We start from the raw sequence: 15,035 nt of genomic DNA, 5'->3' as shown, positions 1-15,035 counted from the left end.
CGCTGAATATGAGATTTGATGCATTGCAATTAGAAAAGGTAATTTAACCAAAGGATTCAGTGTGTTTTTAAAACTTATATCTAACGGGTTTAACTTAAATGTTAAGTTTACTTTTTTCGTTATTGAATTAATAATGAAAGTAGTTAAATTAGAGCGCATTTAATGTATTATAAAATGGATTAGAGAAAGCAATGAACGACACTGATGAAAGCGATAACAGCAAGAAAAATAAAAAATATGCTAATTATTTTATTCCTTACAAAACTACGTATGATTTACGTTTAAGTAAAAGGGAACCAAATTTAATAAACATACTTATGCAGATTCAAGGTTATGAATATGGCTTTTTTACCGTATTAGGTGTCCGCCCATTATCTCAACGAAGTGACAGAAAAAACAGTGCTATCTATGTAGTCAGGTGTCGGTGTGGTAAATATGCAGTCAGGACATTAAAAGCAATCAAAAATCCTGGCAACGTTAATGATATGTGTGAACATTGCCATCACCTATTTAATCTCAGGCGTAGAGAAATTTTTCGCACGACAGGAAAAGATGTGGATTTGTCAGAACTAACAGGAATTCAAGATAAAAACCCTTTAGAAATTAAAGAATAAGGAAACAGTGCCGCACCTTGGAATTGAATGTTCGGGGTACACCTTATTCTATACGTGAGAGCAGCCCAGATACCGTATCAGTCATTAAACTGCAAGCGGTATTTCTGCATTAAATAATGTTCCTGATTTTATCACGTCATAGGTTAATCGTAAGCGCTTACGCATCACTACATTTTCAGAGAGAACACCAGACAAGCATTTTTGGACATAAGCTTCCGCAATACAAGAATATAAAACGCTTGCTGGTTAACAGTGTAGATGAGGATGAACTGGCGATGGACGAGGCCACCTGAAAAAGGGTTCAGGGTATTACCTGGCTATCATCGTAGTGATGACCGCCACATTGCTGATGGGTTGGGCAGGCATGGAGCATTCCGAAAAATGTCCGCGCTGAATCAGTGGATGGTAAAAACAAAATCGGTTTGGCGGGATTCTTTTATGCCACGTTAGGCTGGAGCGGATGGAGAATTGGGTAGGTTGTAAAACGTAGGCCAGAATACCATGTGCCCTTAATACGCATTATGGTCGCCAGCCTGTTATTTATCCTGCTGTGTGAATATGTCCTGTCAGGCTATCTTGAGGGAAGCGCATGACTACAAACAGCTATCTGGAATACTTTCTGATCCTGTTCGGCTGGGTGGTCAATAGCGGGTTATGGCAAATTCTGATTGCTACGGGGCTGGTTATCCATGATGCAGGTGCGTTGTATATCCTGATACCGTTGATCCTGTTATTTGCCGCCTATGAATTTAAGACGGTACTCATACGGACGTTTGCCCTATTTTCTTTGAATTTCCTGACCTTTTGGTGGAAACCAGTCCGCTGGTTGGACCGTTATTTACTGGACGCCTTGTATGGCTCAGGCACCCATAGCCTGTTGAATCTGGCAGAATTTCAGAATACCTCGGATGATTTGATTATGGAGCTGCACCCTGTTTATCGTGCTGCCGATGGTCTGGCTGGGGGCATGTTCGGGCAAATGGTGATTGTCTTTGATCCCCAAAGGGAATGTAGGCCTGTTAAGACGCATTTGGGCCGAAGCGTACTGGGCAGGTCGTGGCAATGAGCTTTCTCTCTTTCATCTGGGCTGACCGGAAATCCCGGCGCGTTATAATGCAGTCGGGCGGTTTGGCTGGGTATCGGAAGTCGCTTCCCGTCTGGCCGGACAACTCAGTGGGAAAGGGAACAGTGCCGTTGGATATAGTGCTGTCCAATGAGCAAATAATCCCGGCGAATTTTTCCCTGAGTTTTTGGATAGGCTATGACTAATTTTATTAAGTTTCATAATATTTTTCGATAGGTCGTTTTATAAAAATTGTTAACTAGAATTTTTCACATAAAAAACAGGGTGGTATGAAAAAAAATATACGATTTCATACTCTTTTTGATTATTTTTTTGTTGATCTTATTACATGTTGCATGCTTAATTATTCATGTTTTTTTTGCTAGCTAATTTTATTGTTAATCACTATATGTAAAAATAACTTAAAAATAAAATCATTGGTGAGCTTATCATCGAAAATACAATAACATGTGTTCTTTATTTCGTTAAAAAATAAATATTATTTTTTGGTGTAATGGTGTTGATAATATGGTGTTATAAACGCAAGCTATAAAATAACAATAATTAATTATCTTGTCTTGAGATTGGTTTTTATTAAAATAAATATTATTTTTCATGGGGAAGTGATTTTATGTTTATACATTCACATGGAGTTATAAAAATCATAGATAACATTAAATTAATGGTAATTTATATCTTTTTTATTATTAGCTTAAGAGGCCGCGCCACACTATAAATTACTTTGATAATATCTATGTAAGATAATTTCATAAGTTTATTTTTGAAATGAAAATAAATAATATTGCTTATGGGATATTTAAGTGTCTGCTATATCTGTAAGTTAAAGATATCAATATTCACTTTTTTATTCTCTAGTAACAATTGAGTTTTTTCCAACCTGAAGGTGAGATTTTATGTATAAAAATCGTTGCTATATGCCATTCATTCTTTATCCTCCAGATATGTATGATGTCGTTGATTCTGGATCAGAGAATCAACTGATACAATCTTTGGAGTTAGAAAATGATGGAACTGATTTTGTTATGTACCTGTCGGTTCCATATTGTCGTGTATGTTGCAAAGCATGCCCATATTTTATTGATCTTTTGCCAATGAATAGTGATAAAACACGGAGTGTTTTAGATAGATACGTTGAGACATTGGTATTTGATTTAAAACGTTATGCTGCAATGCGTCGTTGGAGAAATGCACGTTTACGAGGAGTTTATATTGGAGGTGGAACAGGTTCATTGCTTGAAATAAGTCACCTGAATAAAATACTTTCTACACTCAGTGGATATTTTAAATTGGCAGATGATTGTGAGATCACCTTAGAGGGAAATGCCAAAGATTTCACTAAAGAAAAAACGCTCTTTATTGCAAATTCAATTATCAACCGAATTTCTCTAGGCGCTCAATCTTTTCAGACTGATGTATTAAAAATAGTTGGGTCACCCCATAAAGCTCAGCAGACCATTGATACAATCCGTATGTTACAGGATGCCGGTCTTGGGCATATCCAACTTGATATGATGTATAACATGCCTAATCATACACTGGAACATTGGGAAAAAGATTTTAAAGTATTACATGAACTTGGTATTAAGCACCTTACTACTTATCTTTACCGTGTTACTCCGGGAACCCGTCAGGAATCGCTTATCAAAGCTGGTAAAGTGTCTCCTGTCGCAGACGCCGAAAGTATCATGGTAAAAAAAATGCAAGAGATGATAAAACAATTTGCTGCAGATGCAGGAATGCATAACTATATGTATGAACATTATGCGCTGCCTGGATATGAATCAAAATATAACCATTGGACGATGAAGGAATGTGTGGATGCATTAGGTCTTGGTCCTGGTGCATACAGTTTTATCAACCAACGCCGGACAGGTATTTCCAAGGATATTAATCGGTATGCTAATGCTGTGCTTAATGGTGATAATACTTTTACCACTGCGAGTATTCAGCTGACACCTAAACTAAGCAGGCAGCGTTATGTGATTTTTAATCTACTTTATTACCGCATTGATAAAGAGCATTACCGAAAAACTTGGGGAAAAGAATGTTACGACGATTTCAAAAATATCTTTGATAGCCTCATTCGTGACAATTTGATGCAGGAAACTCAAACAGAATGGGTAGTCACTGAGTCAGGAAAAAACTGGTTGCAAAATATAATGCTTGAATTCTTTGATGACAGCATGTGGGAAAATTCACAAGCCCTCAATCAGCAACAAAGTTCATGGGCGATGAATAATCATATGATAGATATCGGTGCATCTAAAAAAGAATTTTGGTTGGCAAGAATTTAATCTATTAAAATGGTGTGAATAATATGCTTAACGAAAAAAATATCCGGCGTTCAGAAAATGATGTTGCAGTTATATTATTTGAACTTGGAATAACAAACTCCCCAAAAGAGATAATCGATTCAAGGAAGGATATTCGTGATGAACTTGGTCTAGATAGTCAAGAAATAATCACTCTTGTTGAAACTATTTCATCTCTGGCTATTTCGGATAAACCTCTTAAGGAAGACAATGTTAATACAGTTAGCGATCTGATTAATTATCTCGCAGCTAATAGAAATACATGGCTTCATAAAGATGTTCCTTTTATTCTGCAAGGAAGTACCATTATTAATCAAAATATCGATACAGTATTTTCCTATATCAGTAATTATAAAAATTGGCCCAATATCCTGAACCATGTTTCTAGGATTGAACCAGAAAGTGATGACGGATGTATGCAAAGTTTCATTATGCACATTGAAGAGTTCGGTACTGGACAGGAGTATTTTGTTAAATCTTGGCGATACATTAATGAAGAATTTTATATCATTGATTTCTCCCAGCCAATACCTCCGCAAGGATTCAAATGCCATAAAGGTGGATGGCGTTTTCAAGCGTTAGATGATGGACGAACCCGTCTTATCAGTTATCACGGCTTTTCGTTATTAGATGATACCAACGTTGAAGACGCTATCATTCTCATCAGAAAACATATAAAAGCTGCTTTAACTACTTGGTCCCGCTATGGAAACGGTGAAAAGAATGTCTGATCTCTGCCTTAGTCTTATGACCAAGAGAAATGTTGTGCCCGGTTCAGATCCACTAGCGCAAATTTGGTCACTCGAACACTGGATCAGTACACTTAATCGTGTCTGTCACATCAATCGAATTTCAGAAAGTGCTACACGGCAGCACTTTATTCTGCATTTCGATGCAGGCAGACCTGACCCAGATCGGGTAGAGGTCGAACGGGTACGCTCAGATGATCGAATATGTGTCACACATATTATTCCTCCACCCAATGTGCTTGCACTCAGTGCAGAATGGTGGATTGAACATACTCACCCAAATGTGATTTTCGCCAAACGATGCCTTCTGATTGAAGAGAATGTTTATTCTCCTAATGTAGCACGCAAAATGTTTGTGCTATTGAGTGAAAATGTCGATAGGTTAACGGGGCAGACCTTATGCAGACCAAAATAGCGATCGTTGGAAACGGAGTCACTGCAGGCTTGGCAGCCAACCTTCTGACCTCATTAGGAGATATCACTTTATTCCAATCTCCACACTTTTCCGCAAGTGGTATTCCAGAAATAGTACCACGGAGAGCATTTTTTAACGCACTCAATACCATTAAAGAGTCAGAAGCTGTCATTCAGGCTGCTCCTATAATCAGAAGCGTGTCTTGGCGAAATAATGGAAAATTCCACCAGGCGGAACTAGCTTCAAATGAACAATATTTTATATATGACAAGGGACGGTTGGCTACATTTTTGGTAGAAAACATCCCTGTTTCGCGGCGTATACAGCAAGAGATAACAAGGATTGAAGACTTGGAGGGATTCGACAGGATATTTGACTGTCGTGGTACAACGTCTGTAATTAATGATCCTGCTTACATGTCACATGTAATACAGCCAGCCCAAACGGCTTGCCGCTATCTCGTCATATCTTTTCCCCCCGATTTGGATAGAAATGAAATGCGTTTCTGGTCTGAAATATTCCCCAATGGTAGTCGGCGTACTTTTTTCATGATACCCGTTGGAGACAACAAAGTATCACTGGGGTGTTCCTGTTTACCTTCAAACGTTATTTCGACAGATGAACTACTCGCTGCTATAGCTGCAGAAGGAATTTCAGTTGTGCCGGAAAAGATCCTTTTCAGTGGTTACGTTGTACCTGAAAAACGATCGATGACCTGTTCAATCAATCATGTCACCCCTCTGGGCGATGCCAGCACTTCACCTTGCCCACTGAGTGAATACGGAACGCTTAACGCATTGTTTCAAATCAGGGAATTTGTTGATAACGCTTGTTTTTCACCCATGCTGTTTCAACGACCTAAGTACAATGAAATAGATCCACATCTGCCACAGGAGTTATTTTTATGAAAGACTACACCTGTATTTCAACAGCTCTATATCCGGGGAATGGTGAGCCTGTTCGTATTAATGTGGACACCCTTGATCATATTGCTGGAGTAGCCCAATTATGTAAAGGTTTTGACATTAACCCGGAAGATTGGCCCGATGGTTACGGTATTTCCAATGAAATTATCACGCTGTCTACACACCAGGGAACGCATATCGATGCCCCTCTTCATTATTCACCTGGTGCCCCTGATATTGCTGCTGCTGATATAAATCATTTTATGGGGCAAGCGGTAATTTTTACAGATCGCACATCTTGTGGCGCAGAAATAGAAATTGAGTGGTTGGAGTATTTACAGCGCCTTGATAACTATGCTGAACATGCACATGCGGTATTTTTTATTACCGGAGCCTACGAGCGTTATGGTGATCCCAGCTATTTTACTGAGTTTAAGGGGATACCTGTTCGTTACGTCGAGGCTGCTTTGGATCGTGGTTATACTTTAATCGGAACAGATGCATTCAGCGTAGATCCTCCTTTTGCCGTAATGTGCCGCGCCTATGTTGAAACGAAAGATCCCTCAAAACTCTGGCCAGCACATGTATTGGGGCGTAAACGCCCGTATTACCAAATTGAACGTTTGGCAAATCTCCAGAGTTTTGAATCTGCCAAACTGGTTGATTTTATTGCTTTGCCTATCAAGCTGCACTGTGGAGCAGCCTGGGCCAGAGCCGTAGCAAGGATTATAGAATGAAACATTTGTATATCACTCACGCTGCTGCAATTAACCCTCTTGGTAGTTCATTGGAGGAAATTTGGCGAAATATCATAAAAGGAGCTGTGGTTTACAGAAAAGCAAATCTTCCCGGTAATAGAAGTTTTTTCGTCGCTGAAACCATTCCAGGTACGGGTTCTGATATTGCAGCCTACGGGCGACTCTTTTCGGGTACGATCCGCAGGTTAGTTAACCAACTGAATATTACTGACCCTGTAGATGCTATTTTTTTTGCCAGTGCCGTAGGCAATCTTGCTGAAGTAGAAAATGAGATTTACTCAGATCGGCCAATTGCACTGGAACAACTTGATTTTGCATCAGTTGAACGCATTTTTTCCGATACACCTGCTTACGGAAAAAACACGCAATTTGTTTGTGTTCCAACAGGCTGTTGTGCCGGGCTTCAGGCCATTGGTCTGGCTAAAAATATCATGTATCAATTGGGATTTAAGCGGGCCTTGATAATGTCTCTTGATTTTGGTTTGACCCCTTTGGCATTGGAGGCTTTCAACAAAATCAATGCAACTTGTTCTTTTGATCCCAATTTAACGATGAGTCCTTCACGCCCATTCTGCCTTGATAGAAATGGTTTTCTCTTTGCGGATGGTGGCGGTGCGATCTTGGTCAGTACTGAGGTTCCTGAACATTCCGTACCTCGCATTTCTGGTTATGGATGTGTTTCCAGTGCATACCATATGACTGATATTGCGACTGATGGAGTCTCAATACGCCAAAGTATTGAATTGGCCTTAAAAGATGCGGGAGTAAAGGGAGAAGAAATAGATCATGTCAATCTTCATGCTTCCGGCACTCAACAAAATGATCAGGCTGAATACCAAGCATTAAAAGATGTGATTGGTACAAAACTACCGACTGTCACAACGTTTAAGGGAAATCATGGCCATGCTCTGGGAGGCGCTAATATTATTGAAGTTGCTTTAGCATGGAAAATGATGATAACCGGTACGCTTCCTCCAACGGCGCAAGATTTACCTGTTGATGCTTATCAGGATATACCCCCGCGTTCTCAGGCTTCACCATTTCAGAGCAAAGTGATGTTAAAAACAGCCAGCGGGTTTTCAGGCATTCACACCTCAATGATTATGGAGAATGATTATGTCTGAAACCTTTACGTGCATACTCAAACGAGATGTTGTTGAACTCACTAATTTGACAACAGCAGTGACATCATTGGTTACATACCGTGAGTTTGATGCACAACTCCCGCGCCGACAGCGTCCCAAATTATCATCGGCTACTCGACTGGCTGGTGGGCTTTGGCAGTATTATGATCTTAATCAACGGCTGGAAAAACTAGATGCAAATCCCCAAAAAACACCATTGCTGATCCTAAACCGCTACGCTAACTGGGATTACGTAATGGAGGTCATGAGCAGTGATATTGCAGTTACGCTTGACGGTGTGAATAGTTATGTCGCGACAGCATGGTTTCCTGCGAGTCTTCAAGGTTACCTCACCATTGAACAGGGTAACAAAGCGGAAGCACTGACACTGGCAACCAGTAACATCTGTATTCAGGCCGCTGCAATCGATAGTTTATTCCAACAGAACTTGGAAGGGGAGCGAGTTGGGGCTGTCGTTGTAGGCACTTTCGAATGTATTCCCAAACGTATCGGCACACGTTCTATTACTGAGGGTAAATCTGCCGCCTTTGGCGCCTTCAGCCTGATCTCATCAGAAGATAATGAGGCCGACATATTTGCAACTTTATCCATTCATAAGGAACTTTACCACCATGTCAGCAATTAAAAACAATCCTTTTGTATTTTCTCATTCTGCCAATATCCCAGTAGCTGCTGCTGTAAGAGTTTGGAACGCATGGAATGATCTTGCTGGCTGGCAGCGTTGGGATGCTTCTTTGGCAGGAACTGAAGCAACAGAAAACGGACTGTCTCTTGGGAAATGTTTTATGATTATTCCCAAAGTTGGATCTGGAGCTATTGCAGTCAATGTGACTGCGCTGATTGAAGGTGTTCATTTTACGACAACGGCGAACACTCCTATGGGGCTGCTTTGTTTCGGCCATACACTGATGCAGAGTGATAATAGCCAAAACGTCATCCTACAGCATTCCATTTGCGCTCTGTCAGCGGCTGATGGTTCCGTATTTCCACCTCCCTTGTTGGAAAAACTGCGGGCTGATGTAGTTACCAGCGTTGATGAACTATCCCGGCAGGTTCTTCAGGGAGCACTCGCAATATGAAACATTGGATTGCAGTTATCTCGCGGGCTCATGCCCGCCTTGCAGCCGATTCCGGTTTCCTTCAGGTATGTCATGGAAAGGCGGGACCATTGCGGAAGACCCGGGCTGGAGATGAAGTGTTTATATACTGCCCTCGAAGCGAAATGAAGTCGGGAGAAATATTGAAAACCGTTGAATATCAATGTGTATTCACCCATGATGATATCTATCAGGTAGAACAGTTTCCCGGTTTTAAGCCATTCCGTAAAGACGTTATTTTTGACCCAAGCTTTCAGTCAGTTGTGCTCAAGGACATAGATGGATTGGAATTTACTGCTAACCCCCAATGGGGAATGCTGGCACGGAGAGGTTTTTTTGAGATCAGTACAAATGATGCCGCACGGATCAGAACAGCAATGAGGAGACTGACATGAAATCTTCAACAATTGTTGTCGTATTTGATCAGGTCTCACGAGCAGATTTTTTTAATCGTCTCGAATGGCCTTACCTCGTTAAATCTTGGTCAAAAACAATTTCATGGCATCAGCTGTCGGCTCACAAAGTTCAGCTTGAACTAGATGGATTGGATGAGATTGATAGCCTAACCATTACACGCAGGCGGCGTGGTGACTGCATTTTTATAGGTGCCCGCAACCGAGTTGGTGAGCTTATTCAGTCGGGTTTATGGGAATATGAACAGGAAAGTCAGCTATGTGTATGCTATCGGCGTGTTTATAAACCCGAGTTAGTCAACCTCCTTCGGGAAAGGTTGCCTGATTTTATCTGCTCAACATTTCTGAAATGAGATGGTCAATATGCCAAAATCATCCATGCCTATATTGATGATAATGGTATTGTCGCTTACCGCTTTTGCAGTCGGTTTATCCGAATTCATTGTTATTGGCCTGTTAGGTCAAATGGCTATCGAATTTGGTGTGACAATGCCACAGGTTGGTTTATTGGTGACCGTGTATGCTCTTGGGATAACTTTGGGGGCACCATTACTCACAATGCTAACCCTGTCTCACAGTGCCCGCTCTCTTGCAATAACCCTTATGCTGTCATTTGCGATTTTCAGTGCCGGTTCAGTCATCGCACCAAATTTTACTGTTCTGCTCATATTGCGTGCAGTTGCCGGAGTTGTACATGGTGCTTATTTCAGTATAACATCAGCCAGCCTTCCAACAGTTGTTACTGCCCGTCATACACCGCTTGCCATTGCTTTGATGTTTTCTGGACTCACACTCGCAATGGTTCTTGGGGTGCCCACCGGGATGCTGGCAGCTGCACACTACGGTTGGCAGTTCCCTTTTGTTACAATTTCCATTATTGCAGGAATGAGTGTTTTTCTGTTGTGGTTTTCATTACCTAAAGAATTTGGCCCATCGGTAAAAACACAAAATCGTAAACTTGCGTTACATGCCACTCTGAGCAATTCAGCATTAATCAGGCCTTATTGTTTTACCATACTTGCATTTGGTGGCGGCTTCGTCTTTTTTTCTTACGCTGAGCCATGGTTGACAGAAACTTCGCGGTTAGATGCCCAAGCAGTTGCGTTAATTATGGGCGCGGTCGGTATGGGATCTCTCGTAGGCAACATTTTGGGAGGGATTCTTCCCGGAAAAGCGGGTTTACCTTCAGCATTGACTTTCTCCGTTGTACTTCAAGCCACAGGACTAGTGGGATTATCTTATGTCGTCAATCCTATAAATCAGACAATCTGCCTGATGCTGTGGAGTATCGGTGCATTTGCCACCGCACCAATGGTTCAGAGCTGGGTGGTTTCTTATATAGAGACGTCTAATGCTCGTGTTTCTGCTAGCCTTAATGTATCCGCTTTTAATCTGGGGATGTCACTGAGTTCCTTTATTGCCACAAGACAAATTGCAGTAGATGGTATGACTCACTTACCCCTTACTGCAGCGGCCTTAGTTATTCTGGCTGTGCCTTTTTGTTTTGTTCGCCGACAAGCGTTATGAACCAAACTAATTTTTGTTTTGGAGAAGTGAAATGTTTACGTGGAATTATAGTGAAGAAATCGTTACTGAAGCGACACCTGAACAAATCTGGGCAATGTGGCAGGATGTTTCGTCATGGCCTGGTTGGGACAAAGAAATTAAGTGGGCAAGGTTAAATGGAAATTTTAAGAAGGGTTCTACCGGGCGAATGAAACCCATTAGTGGGCCTGAAGTTAATTTTACACTGAACCATGTTGAACCTCTACATTCATTTTCTGACGTTGCAAAATTACCTTTAACAACCCTTGTTTTTGATCACGAGTATATTAATTCAACAGATACTTTGCCAGCACGTATCCGCCATTCTGTTACGATGAAAGGATGGCTCGCTCCAATGTTCGGTCATCTGATTGGAAGTAAGATTAAAAATCATTTGCGGGATGCGATGACAGAATTAAGCCGGCATGCACTGATTGGTGACAAAATTCAGTATTAGATGTCCACAAATTTATATACAACACTCTGTTGGTTTCCATATCTTAAGTAAGAATAGTGAACTGGGCGAGGCGGTAACGTCTCACCCAATTTGATATTCTTTTACTGGCGGATAAGCCGTCCCGTCAGAGGGACATTTTCGTAATTGCTTCTGAAAGGGTTAATATCCAGCCCGCCCCGCCTTGTATAACGGGCGAATACGGTTAATTTTTCAGGCCGGCAATAATGCATGATATCGTTATAAATTCGTTCTACGCATTGCTCGTGAAACTCGTTATGTGTTCTGAATGAGATAAGATAGCGCAGCAGTTTTTCATGATTAATTTTTGCGCCCTCATACCGAATAACAACACTTCCCCAGTCAGGTTGGTTAGTGACCAGACAGTTTGATTTTAAGAGATTTGAATGCAATGTTTCAGCGACAATATCCGTTTCCACAGAAACGGCATTTGTCAGTATCGTAGCATCAAAGTCATACCCGTTTATTTCGATATCCAGATCATCCAGTGACTGGCCTGAGAATTGATTGATTTCATGACCGTATCCTTCAAGATGAGGATAAAGTTTTACTTCCACGGGTTGGCCAGCTGTCTGGGACAGATCTTTTTTCATTGCCCGGATCACATCATCAATTGTTTCAAACTTAGTTTGGTTGAAACTGTTGAGATAAAGCTTGAATGATTTAGATTCAATCAATCCTGGGCTGGTTGCAGGAATGGTGAATTCGCCGATTGCTACTATCGGTTTACCTTTACTGTTCAGCCAGGAAAGTTCCCAGGCAGTCCAAAGATCAAAACCCTGAAATGGCAATGCATCAGAACTGATATTGATAACTTCGCGTGCGAGTGATCGCGGAAGGGTTTCAAGTAATTCTGGAGAATAACTTTGTACGTAATCGGTTTTGGTTCCAAGATGGGTCAGTGACTTTTTAATATCCATGATTGTTTCTCTCCTATGAGTTTATATATTTTCTGAATAAAGCTCGGGCAGCATAGATAGGCCCAACACCGACAATGGCGTAGGTTATTTTGATAATAAACTGGGAAAAAATAATGGTTTTAATCGTGTTGGCGTCAAGCGTGTTATAAAATGCCAGTGTACAAAAAATAACACTATCCAGTGCGGCAGCTATTGTTGTACTGGTTATGATACGAATAAAAAGATAACGGGAGTTGGTCAGTTCTTTGATTTTACATAACAGCCATGAATTGACATTCTCAGAGACGATATAAGCCACTGAAGACGCAACAAGAACAGCAGTAATACTCTGGACAATTCCAGCATAAGCTTCTGCTAACCCCCATTCTTTAAGACCTGGCAGTATTGCCGTGAACATCAAGCCGAGAACAAACAGGATATTGGTAATAAACGAAAAAAGAATTGCCTTTCTGGCCAGACGGAGACCGTAAAACTCATTGAGTATGTCAACGAGAATGAATGTGAAGGGGTAAAAAAAGACTGCTACGGGTATCACCATATTAATATAGGGAATGCTTATTGGTTTTATCCCTGTAATGGTGCAAAAAATATAGATAACGGCCAGAGACAGCGCAATCACCAGATAGGCGAACCAGGAACGTTCGTGCCGATCAGTGAGGTCATAGGCGGTTACCGTATCCTCACCGCCATACATCCGGCGATAGATCTCCCTGAGTTCATTTCGGTTGAGATCCTCTGAGACCTGGCTACTTTCCAATTCCTTTAACGGTATGCCAATGCTCTTCCCTGTAGATAGTACCATGATATTCGCTCTTATTACGTTGTAAGAGCGACTAAAACCCAACAGTTTATATTTTTGATTATCTGACACAGCCGAATGCTCCTTTGCTTACGAGATGCGTTCTTCAATAATGATGCCAATTAATTGCTCGTTGATGGTTGGCGTTTTTTTTGTGTAATCCGACACATCGTGGAGATAAAATCCTTTTTCGGGTGCATATATTAGCGATGGCTGATTTTTTACAGGAGCGGCATAGCGCTTAATGATTAATGTATCACCGGGGAAAAAAATTTTATCAATTTCAGTTTCTACTGTCAGTCCAATCAGGTTTGCCCCTTCTTCGAAGGCCCAGATTACCGGATATCTCATAATAAGCTGGCCAATACGATCTTCCATACTGGCTAACACGTCTGACTGGGGAATAAGCGGAATAGCAGAGGGATTTTTGTTACCTTCAGCAGAGAGAGTATTGTCTATGCGATCAAGTTCTTCGATGTCGAAATGCTCTATAACATCGCACCTGACACCGAAAAAATCGGCAATTCTTGTGATAGTTGATTGTTGAACTTTGTTGATTTGGCCATCAAGAATTTTATAGAGCGTTGTTCTTGTAACACCTGAGCGCATAGCCAGTGAGGACTTATTCTCACCATTTTTTCGCATCATATACTCAATGTTACTAATAATATTAGATTTTCTTTTTATCCCTGATGTTTTCATTTCGGAAAATAATAATGTTGTTAGATTTTCCCTTCAGACATTACATGATTAACTTATTACTTTCCATAATATTTTTCGATACGTAGATTTATAAGAATAGTAAGGGAGAAATTTTTTTAATTTAAAAAACATGATGATATACACAAAGTGTACAATTTAATGCTCTTTTTGTTTATTTTTATGTTGACCTTATTGCGTGATGTGTGATTAATTACTCGCAGTAGTTTACAACTGACTGAATATATTAATTATTATATGAATAAAAATAATTTCAATGCAAAATAATTAGCTGAGCCACACCAGGTTCTTCTTTTAAGAAAGGCATTTGTGTATAGTTGCCATTTCTATAAGTTTTATATTTTATCGCATTAATTTTTAGTTATATTGAGGCGTTGAAGATATGAGAGAAGTGGTTCGTAACTATGCTTTACCTTTAGAATAATCTACTTTTTTATTTTTCAACGATGAAGTCAATGAATTACCTTTATGTACACTAGGGAAGCTCTATTTTTGGTAAGACAGTTTTCTCAGGAAAGTAATAGAAGTGAAATGAGCACTTATACAGTGGAAGAAAGTGGCTTTTTAGTATCAGATGTTGGGAAATACCAACTTAACAGATGTTAAGTTGGTATCTGTGGTGATTTGAATATCTAAATGTGGATTTAGATAAATATGTGGTATGGAGCGGTTACCTTTTTGAGTGTCTAATTTCAAGTGTTAGTAACACCCATAAAGACAATCTATTAATAATTTAAAGAACTCAATATGACTATCACAACAGTTTAATTTTGAGATTATTGTCACGATTATTGTGATTATTTGTCTTGTGATTGAGTAAAATTTTACTTTAAGTCAGTCGCTAATTATCCATCAGAGTTGCAGTAGGGCAATGGTTCTGGACATATCACAAGCCTATTAAGAGTATGAACGGAAGAAAAATCATTTTTATCAAGAAAATAATGATATTCTCCCCACACCTCATCATCAAACAAAAATTTGACCTCACCCGACCCAATCGATAAAGTATTTAACTGTTACCAATGATCCATTGCCTGTAAGGATCAGCGTTGAGCGGCGAACAAAATCTATGGTCTTCCCCGTT

General features: G+C 40.3%; 17 protein-coding genes and 2 pseudogenes. 15 read left to right on the top strand and 4 right to left on the bottom strand.

Annotation, left to right across the window (positions count from 1 at the left end; translation table 11 throughout):
• The first annotated feature begins 191 nt into the window (after positions 1-191).
• From ABLA76_RS17155 to ABLA76_RS17145, 3 genes and pseudogenes are all read left to right on the top strand, one after another.
• Positions 192-614, top strand: a complete 423-nt coding sequence (locus ABLA76_RS17155) for a hypothetical protein (protein WP_348988853.1) — start codon at positions 192-194, stop codon at positions 612-614.
• Between the two features lie 641 nt (positions 615-1,255).
• Positions 1,256-1,588, top strand: a pseudogene (locus tag ABLA76_RS17150) (conjugal transfer protein TraG N-terminal domain-containing protein); the annotation flags it as partial.
• Positions 1,588-1,807 (top strand): annotated as a pseudogene (locus tag ABLA76_RS17145) (conjugative coupling factor TraD, PFGI-1 class); the annotation flags it as partial. The pseudogenes ABLA76_RS17150 and ABLA76_RS17145, both read left to right, overlap by 1 nt.
• On the opposite strand, the gene ABLA76_RS17140 reads toward ABLA76_RS17145, so the two are convergent.
• Entirely contained in the window at positions 1,723-1,899 is a 177-nt protein-coding gene (locus ABLA76_RS17140; RefSeq protein ID WP_348988854.1) for a hypothetical protein, read from the bottom strand. The pseudogene ABLA76_RS17145 and the gene ABLA76_RS17140 sit on opposite strands and share 85 nt — an antisense overlap.
• 692 nt (positions 1,900-2,591) lie before the next feature.
• Here ABLA76_RS17140 and ABLA76_RS17135 point away from each other — a divergent pair.
• The 12 genes from ABLA76_RS17135 to ABLA76_RS17080 are packed head-to-tail and all read left to right on the top strand — an operon-like array spanning position 2,592 to position 11,494.
• Positions 2,592-3,992 carry a coproporphyrinogen-III oxidase family protein gene (locus ABLA76_RS17135; protein WP_348988852.1) on the top strand — a complete coding sequence of 467 codons (1,401 nt, stop codon included), beginning with the start codon at positions 2,592-2,594 and terminating at the stop codon, positions 3,990-3,992.
• Positions 3,993-4,015: 23 nt separating this feature from the next.
• A complete protein-coding gene (locus ABLA76_RS17130) occupies positions 4,016-4,741 on the top strand; it encodes an SRPBCC family protein (protein WP_348988851.1) in 726 nt (241 codons plus the stop codon).
• A complete protein-coding gene (locus tag ABLA76_RS17125; protein WP_348988850.1) occupies positions 4,734-5,174 on the top strand; it encodes a hypothetical protein in 441 nt (146 codons plus the stop codon). The genes ABLA76_RS17130 and ABLA76_RS17125 overlap by 8 nt, the downstream gene beginning before the upstream one ends.
• On the top strand, positions 5,159-6,082 hold the full coding sequence (locus tag ABLA76_RS17120; protein ID WP_348988849.1) for a hypothetical protein: 924 nt from the start codon (positions 5,159-5,161) through the stop codon (positions 6,080-6,082). The genes ABLA76_RS17125 and ABLA76_RS17120 overlap by 16 nt, the downstream gene beginning before the upstream one ends.
• On the top strand, positions 6,079-6,816 hold the full coding sequence (locus ABLA76_RS17115) for a cyclase family protein (protein WP_285809457.1): 738 nt from the start codon (positions 6,079-6,081) through the stop codon (positions 6,814-6,816). Before ABLA76_RS17120 ends, ABLA76_RS17115 begins: the two co-directional genes overlap by 4 nt.
• Positions 6,813-7,961 carry a hypothetical protein gene (locus ABLA76_RS17110; protein WP_348988847.1) on the top strand — a complete coding sequence of 383 codons (1,149 nt, stop codon included), beginning with the start codon at positions 6,813-6,815 and terminating at the stop codon, positions 7,959-7,961. Before ABLA76_RS17115 ends, ABLA76_RS17110 begins: the two co-directional genes overlap by 4 nt.
• Positions 7,954-8,607 carry a hypothetical protein gene (locus ABLA76_RS17105; protein ID WP_285809459.1) on the top strand — a complete coding sequence of 218 codons (654 nt, stop codon included), beginning with the start codon at positions 7,954-7,956 and terminating at the stop codon, positions 8,605-8,607. The genes ABLA76_RS17110 and ABLA76_RS17105 overlap by 8 nt, the downstream gene beginning before the upstream one ends.
• The gene (locus ABLA76_RS17100; RefSeq protein ID WP_285809460.1) at positions 8,594-9,061 is read left to right on the top strand and encodes a hypothetical protein; all 468 of its coding nucleotides are present in this window, start codon (positions 8,594-8,596) and stop codon (positions 9,059-9,061) included. Before ABLA76_RS17105 ends, ABLA76_RS17100 begins: the two co-directional genes overlap by 14 nt.
• The gene (locus ABLA76_RS17095; RefSeq protein ID WP_348988846.1) at positions 9,058-9,474 is read left to right on the top strand and encodes an EVE domain-containing protein; all 417 of its coding nucleotides are present in this window, start codon (positions 9,058-9,060) and stop codon (positions 9,472-9,474) included. The genes ABLA76_RS17100 and ABLA76_RS17095 overlap by 4 nt, the downstream gene beginning before the upstream one ends.
• On the top strand, positions 9,471-9,845 hold the full coding sequence (locus ABLA76_RS17090; protein ID WP_348988845.1) for a hypothetical protein: 375 nt from the start codon (positions 9,471-9,473) through the stop codon (positions 9,843-9,845). The genes ABLA76_RS17095 and ABLA76_RS17090 overlap by 4 nt, the downstream gene beginning before the upstream one ends.
• A gap of 10 nt (positions 9,846-9,855) precedes the next feature.
• Complete coding sequence (locus tag ABLA76_RS17085; protein WP_285809464.1) at positions 9,856-11,019, top strand: MFS transporter; 1,164 nt, start codon at positions 9,856-9,858, stop codon at positions 11,017-11,019.
• Between the two features lie 31 nt (positions 11,020-11,050).
• Positions 11,051-11,494: a hypothetical protein gene (locus ABLA76_RS17080; protein ID WP_285809466.1), complete on the top strand. Its 444-nt coding sequence runs from the start codon at positions 11,051-11,053 to the stop codon at positions 11,492-11,494.
• A gap of 101 nt (positions 11,495-11,595) precedes the next feature.
• Here the strand turns inward: ABLA76_RS17080 and queF are convergent, their stop codons facing one another.
• Genes queF through ABLA76_RS17065 form a run of 3 tightly spaced genes read right to left on the bottom strand, consistent with a single transcriptional unit; the run spans position 11,596 to position 13,879 of the window.
• Positions 11,596-12,432: an NADPH-dependent 7-cyano-7-deazaguanine reductase QueF gene (gene queF, locus ABLA76_RS17075; RefSeq protein ID WP_348988844.1), complete on the bottom strand. Its 837-nt coding sequence runs from the start codon at positions 12,430-12,432 to the stop codon at positions 11,596-11,598.
• A 13-nt stretch (positions 12,433-12,445) separates the two neighbouring features.
• Positions 12,446-13,303, bottom strand: a complete 858-nt coding sequence (locus tag ABLA76_RS17070; protein WP_348988843.1) for a queuosine precursor transporter — start codon at positions 13,301-13,303, stop codon at positions 12,446-12,448.
• A gap of 18 nt (positions 13,304-13,321) precedes the next feature.
• Positions 13,322-13,879, bottom strand: a complete 558-nt coding sequence (locus tag ABLA76_RS17065) for a helix-turn-helix transcriptional regulator (RefSeq protein WP_348988842.1) — start codon at positions 13,877-13,879, stop codon at positions 13,322-13,324.
• Positions 13,880-15,035 lie beyond the last annotated feature (1,156 nt).

The sequence above is a fragment of the Xenorhabdus sp. SGI240 genome, from assembly GCF_040081915.1.
In the GTDB taxonomy this organism is placed as follows: domain Bacteria; phylum Pseudomonadota; class Gammaproteobacteria; order Enterobacterales; family Enterobacteriaceae; genus Xenorhabdus; species Xenorhabdus bakwenae.
This window is presented reverse-complemented; position numbering and strand designations above follow the sequence as displayed.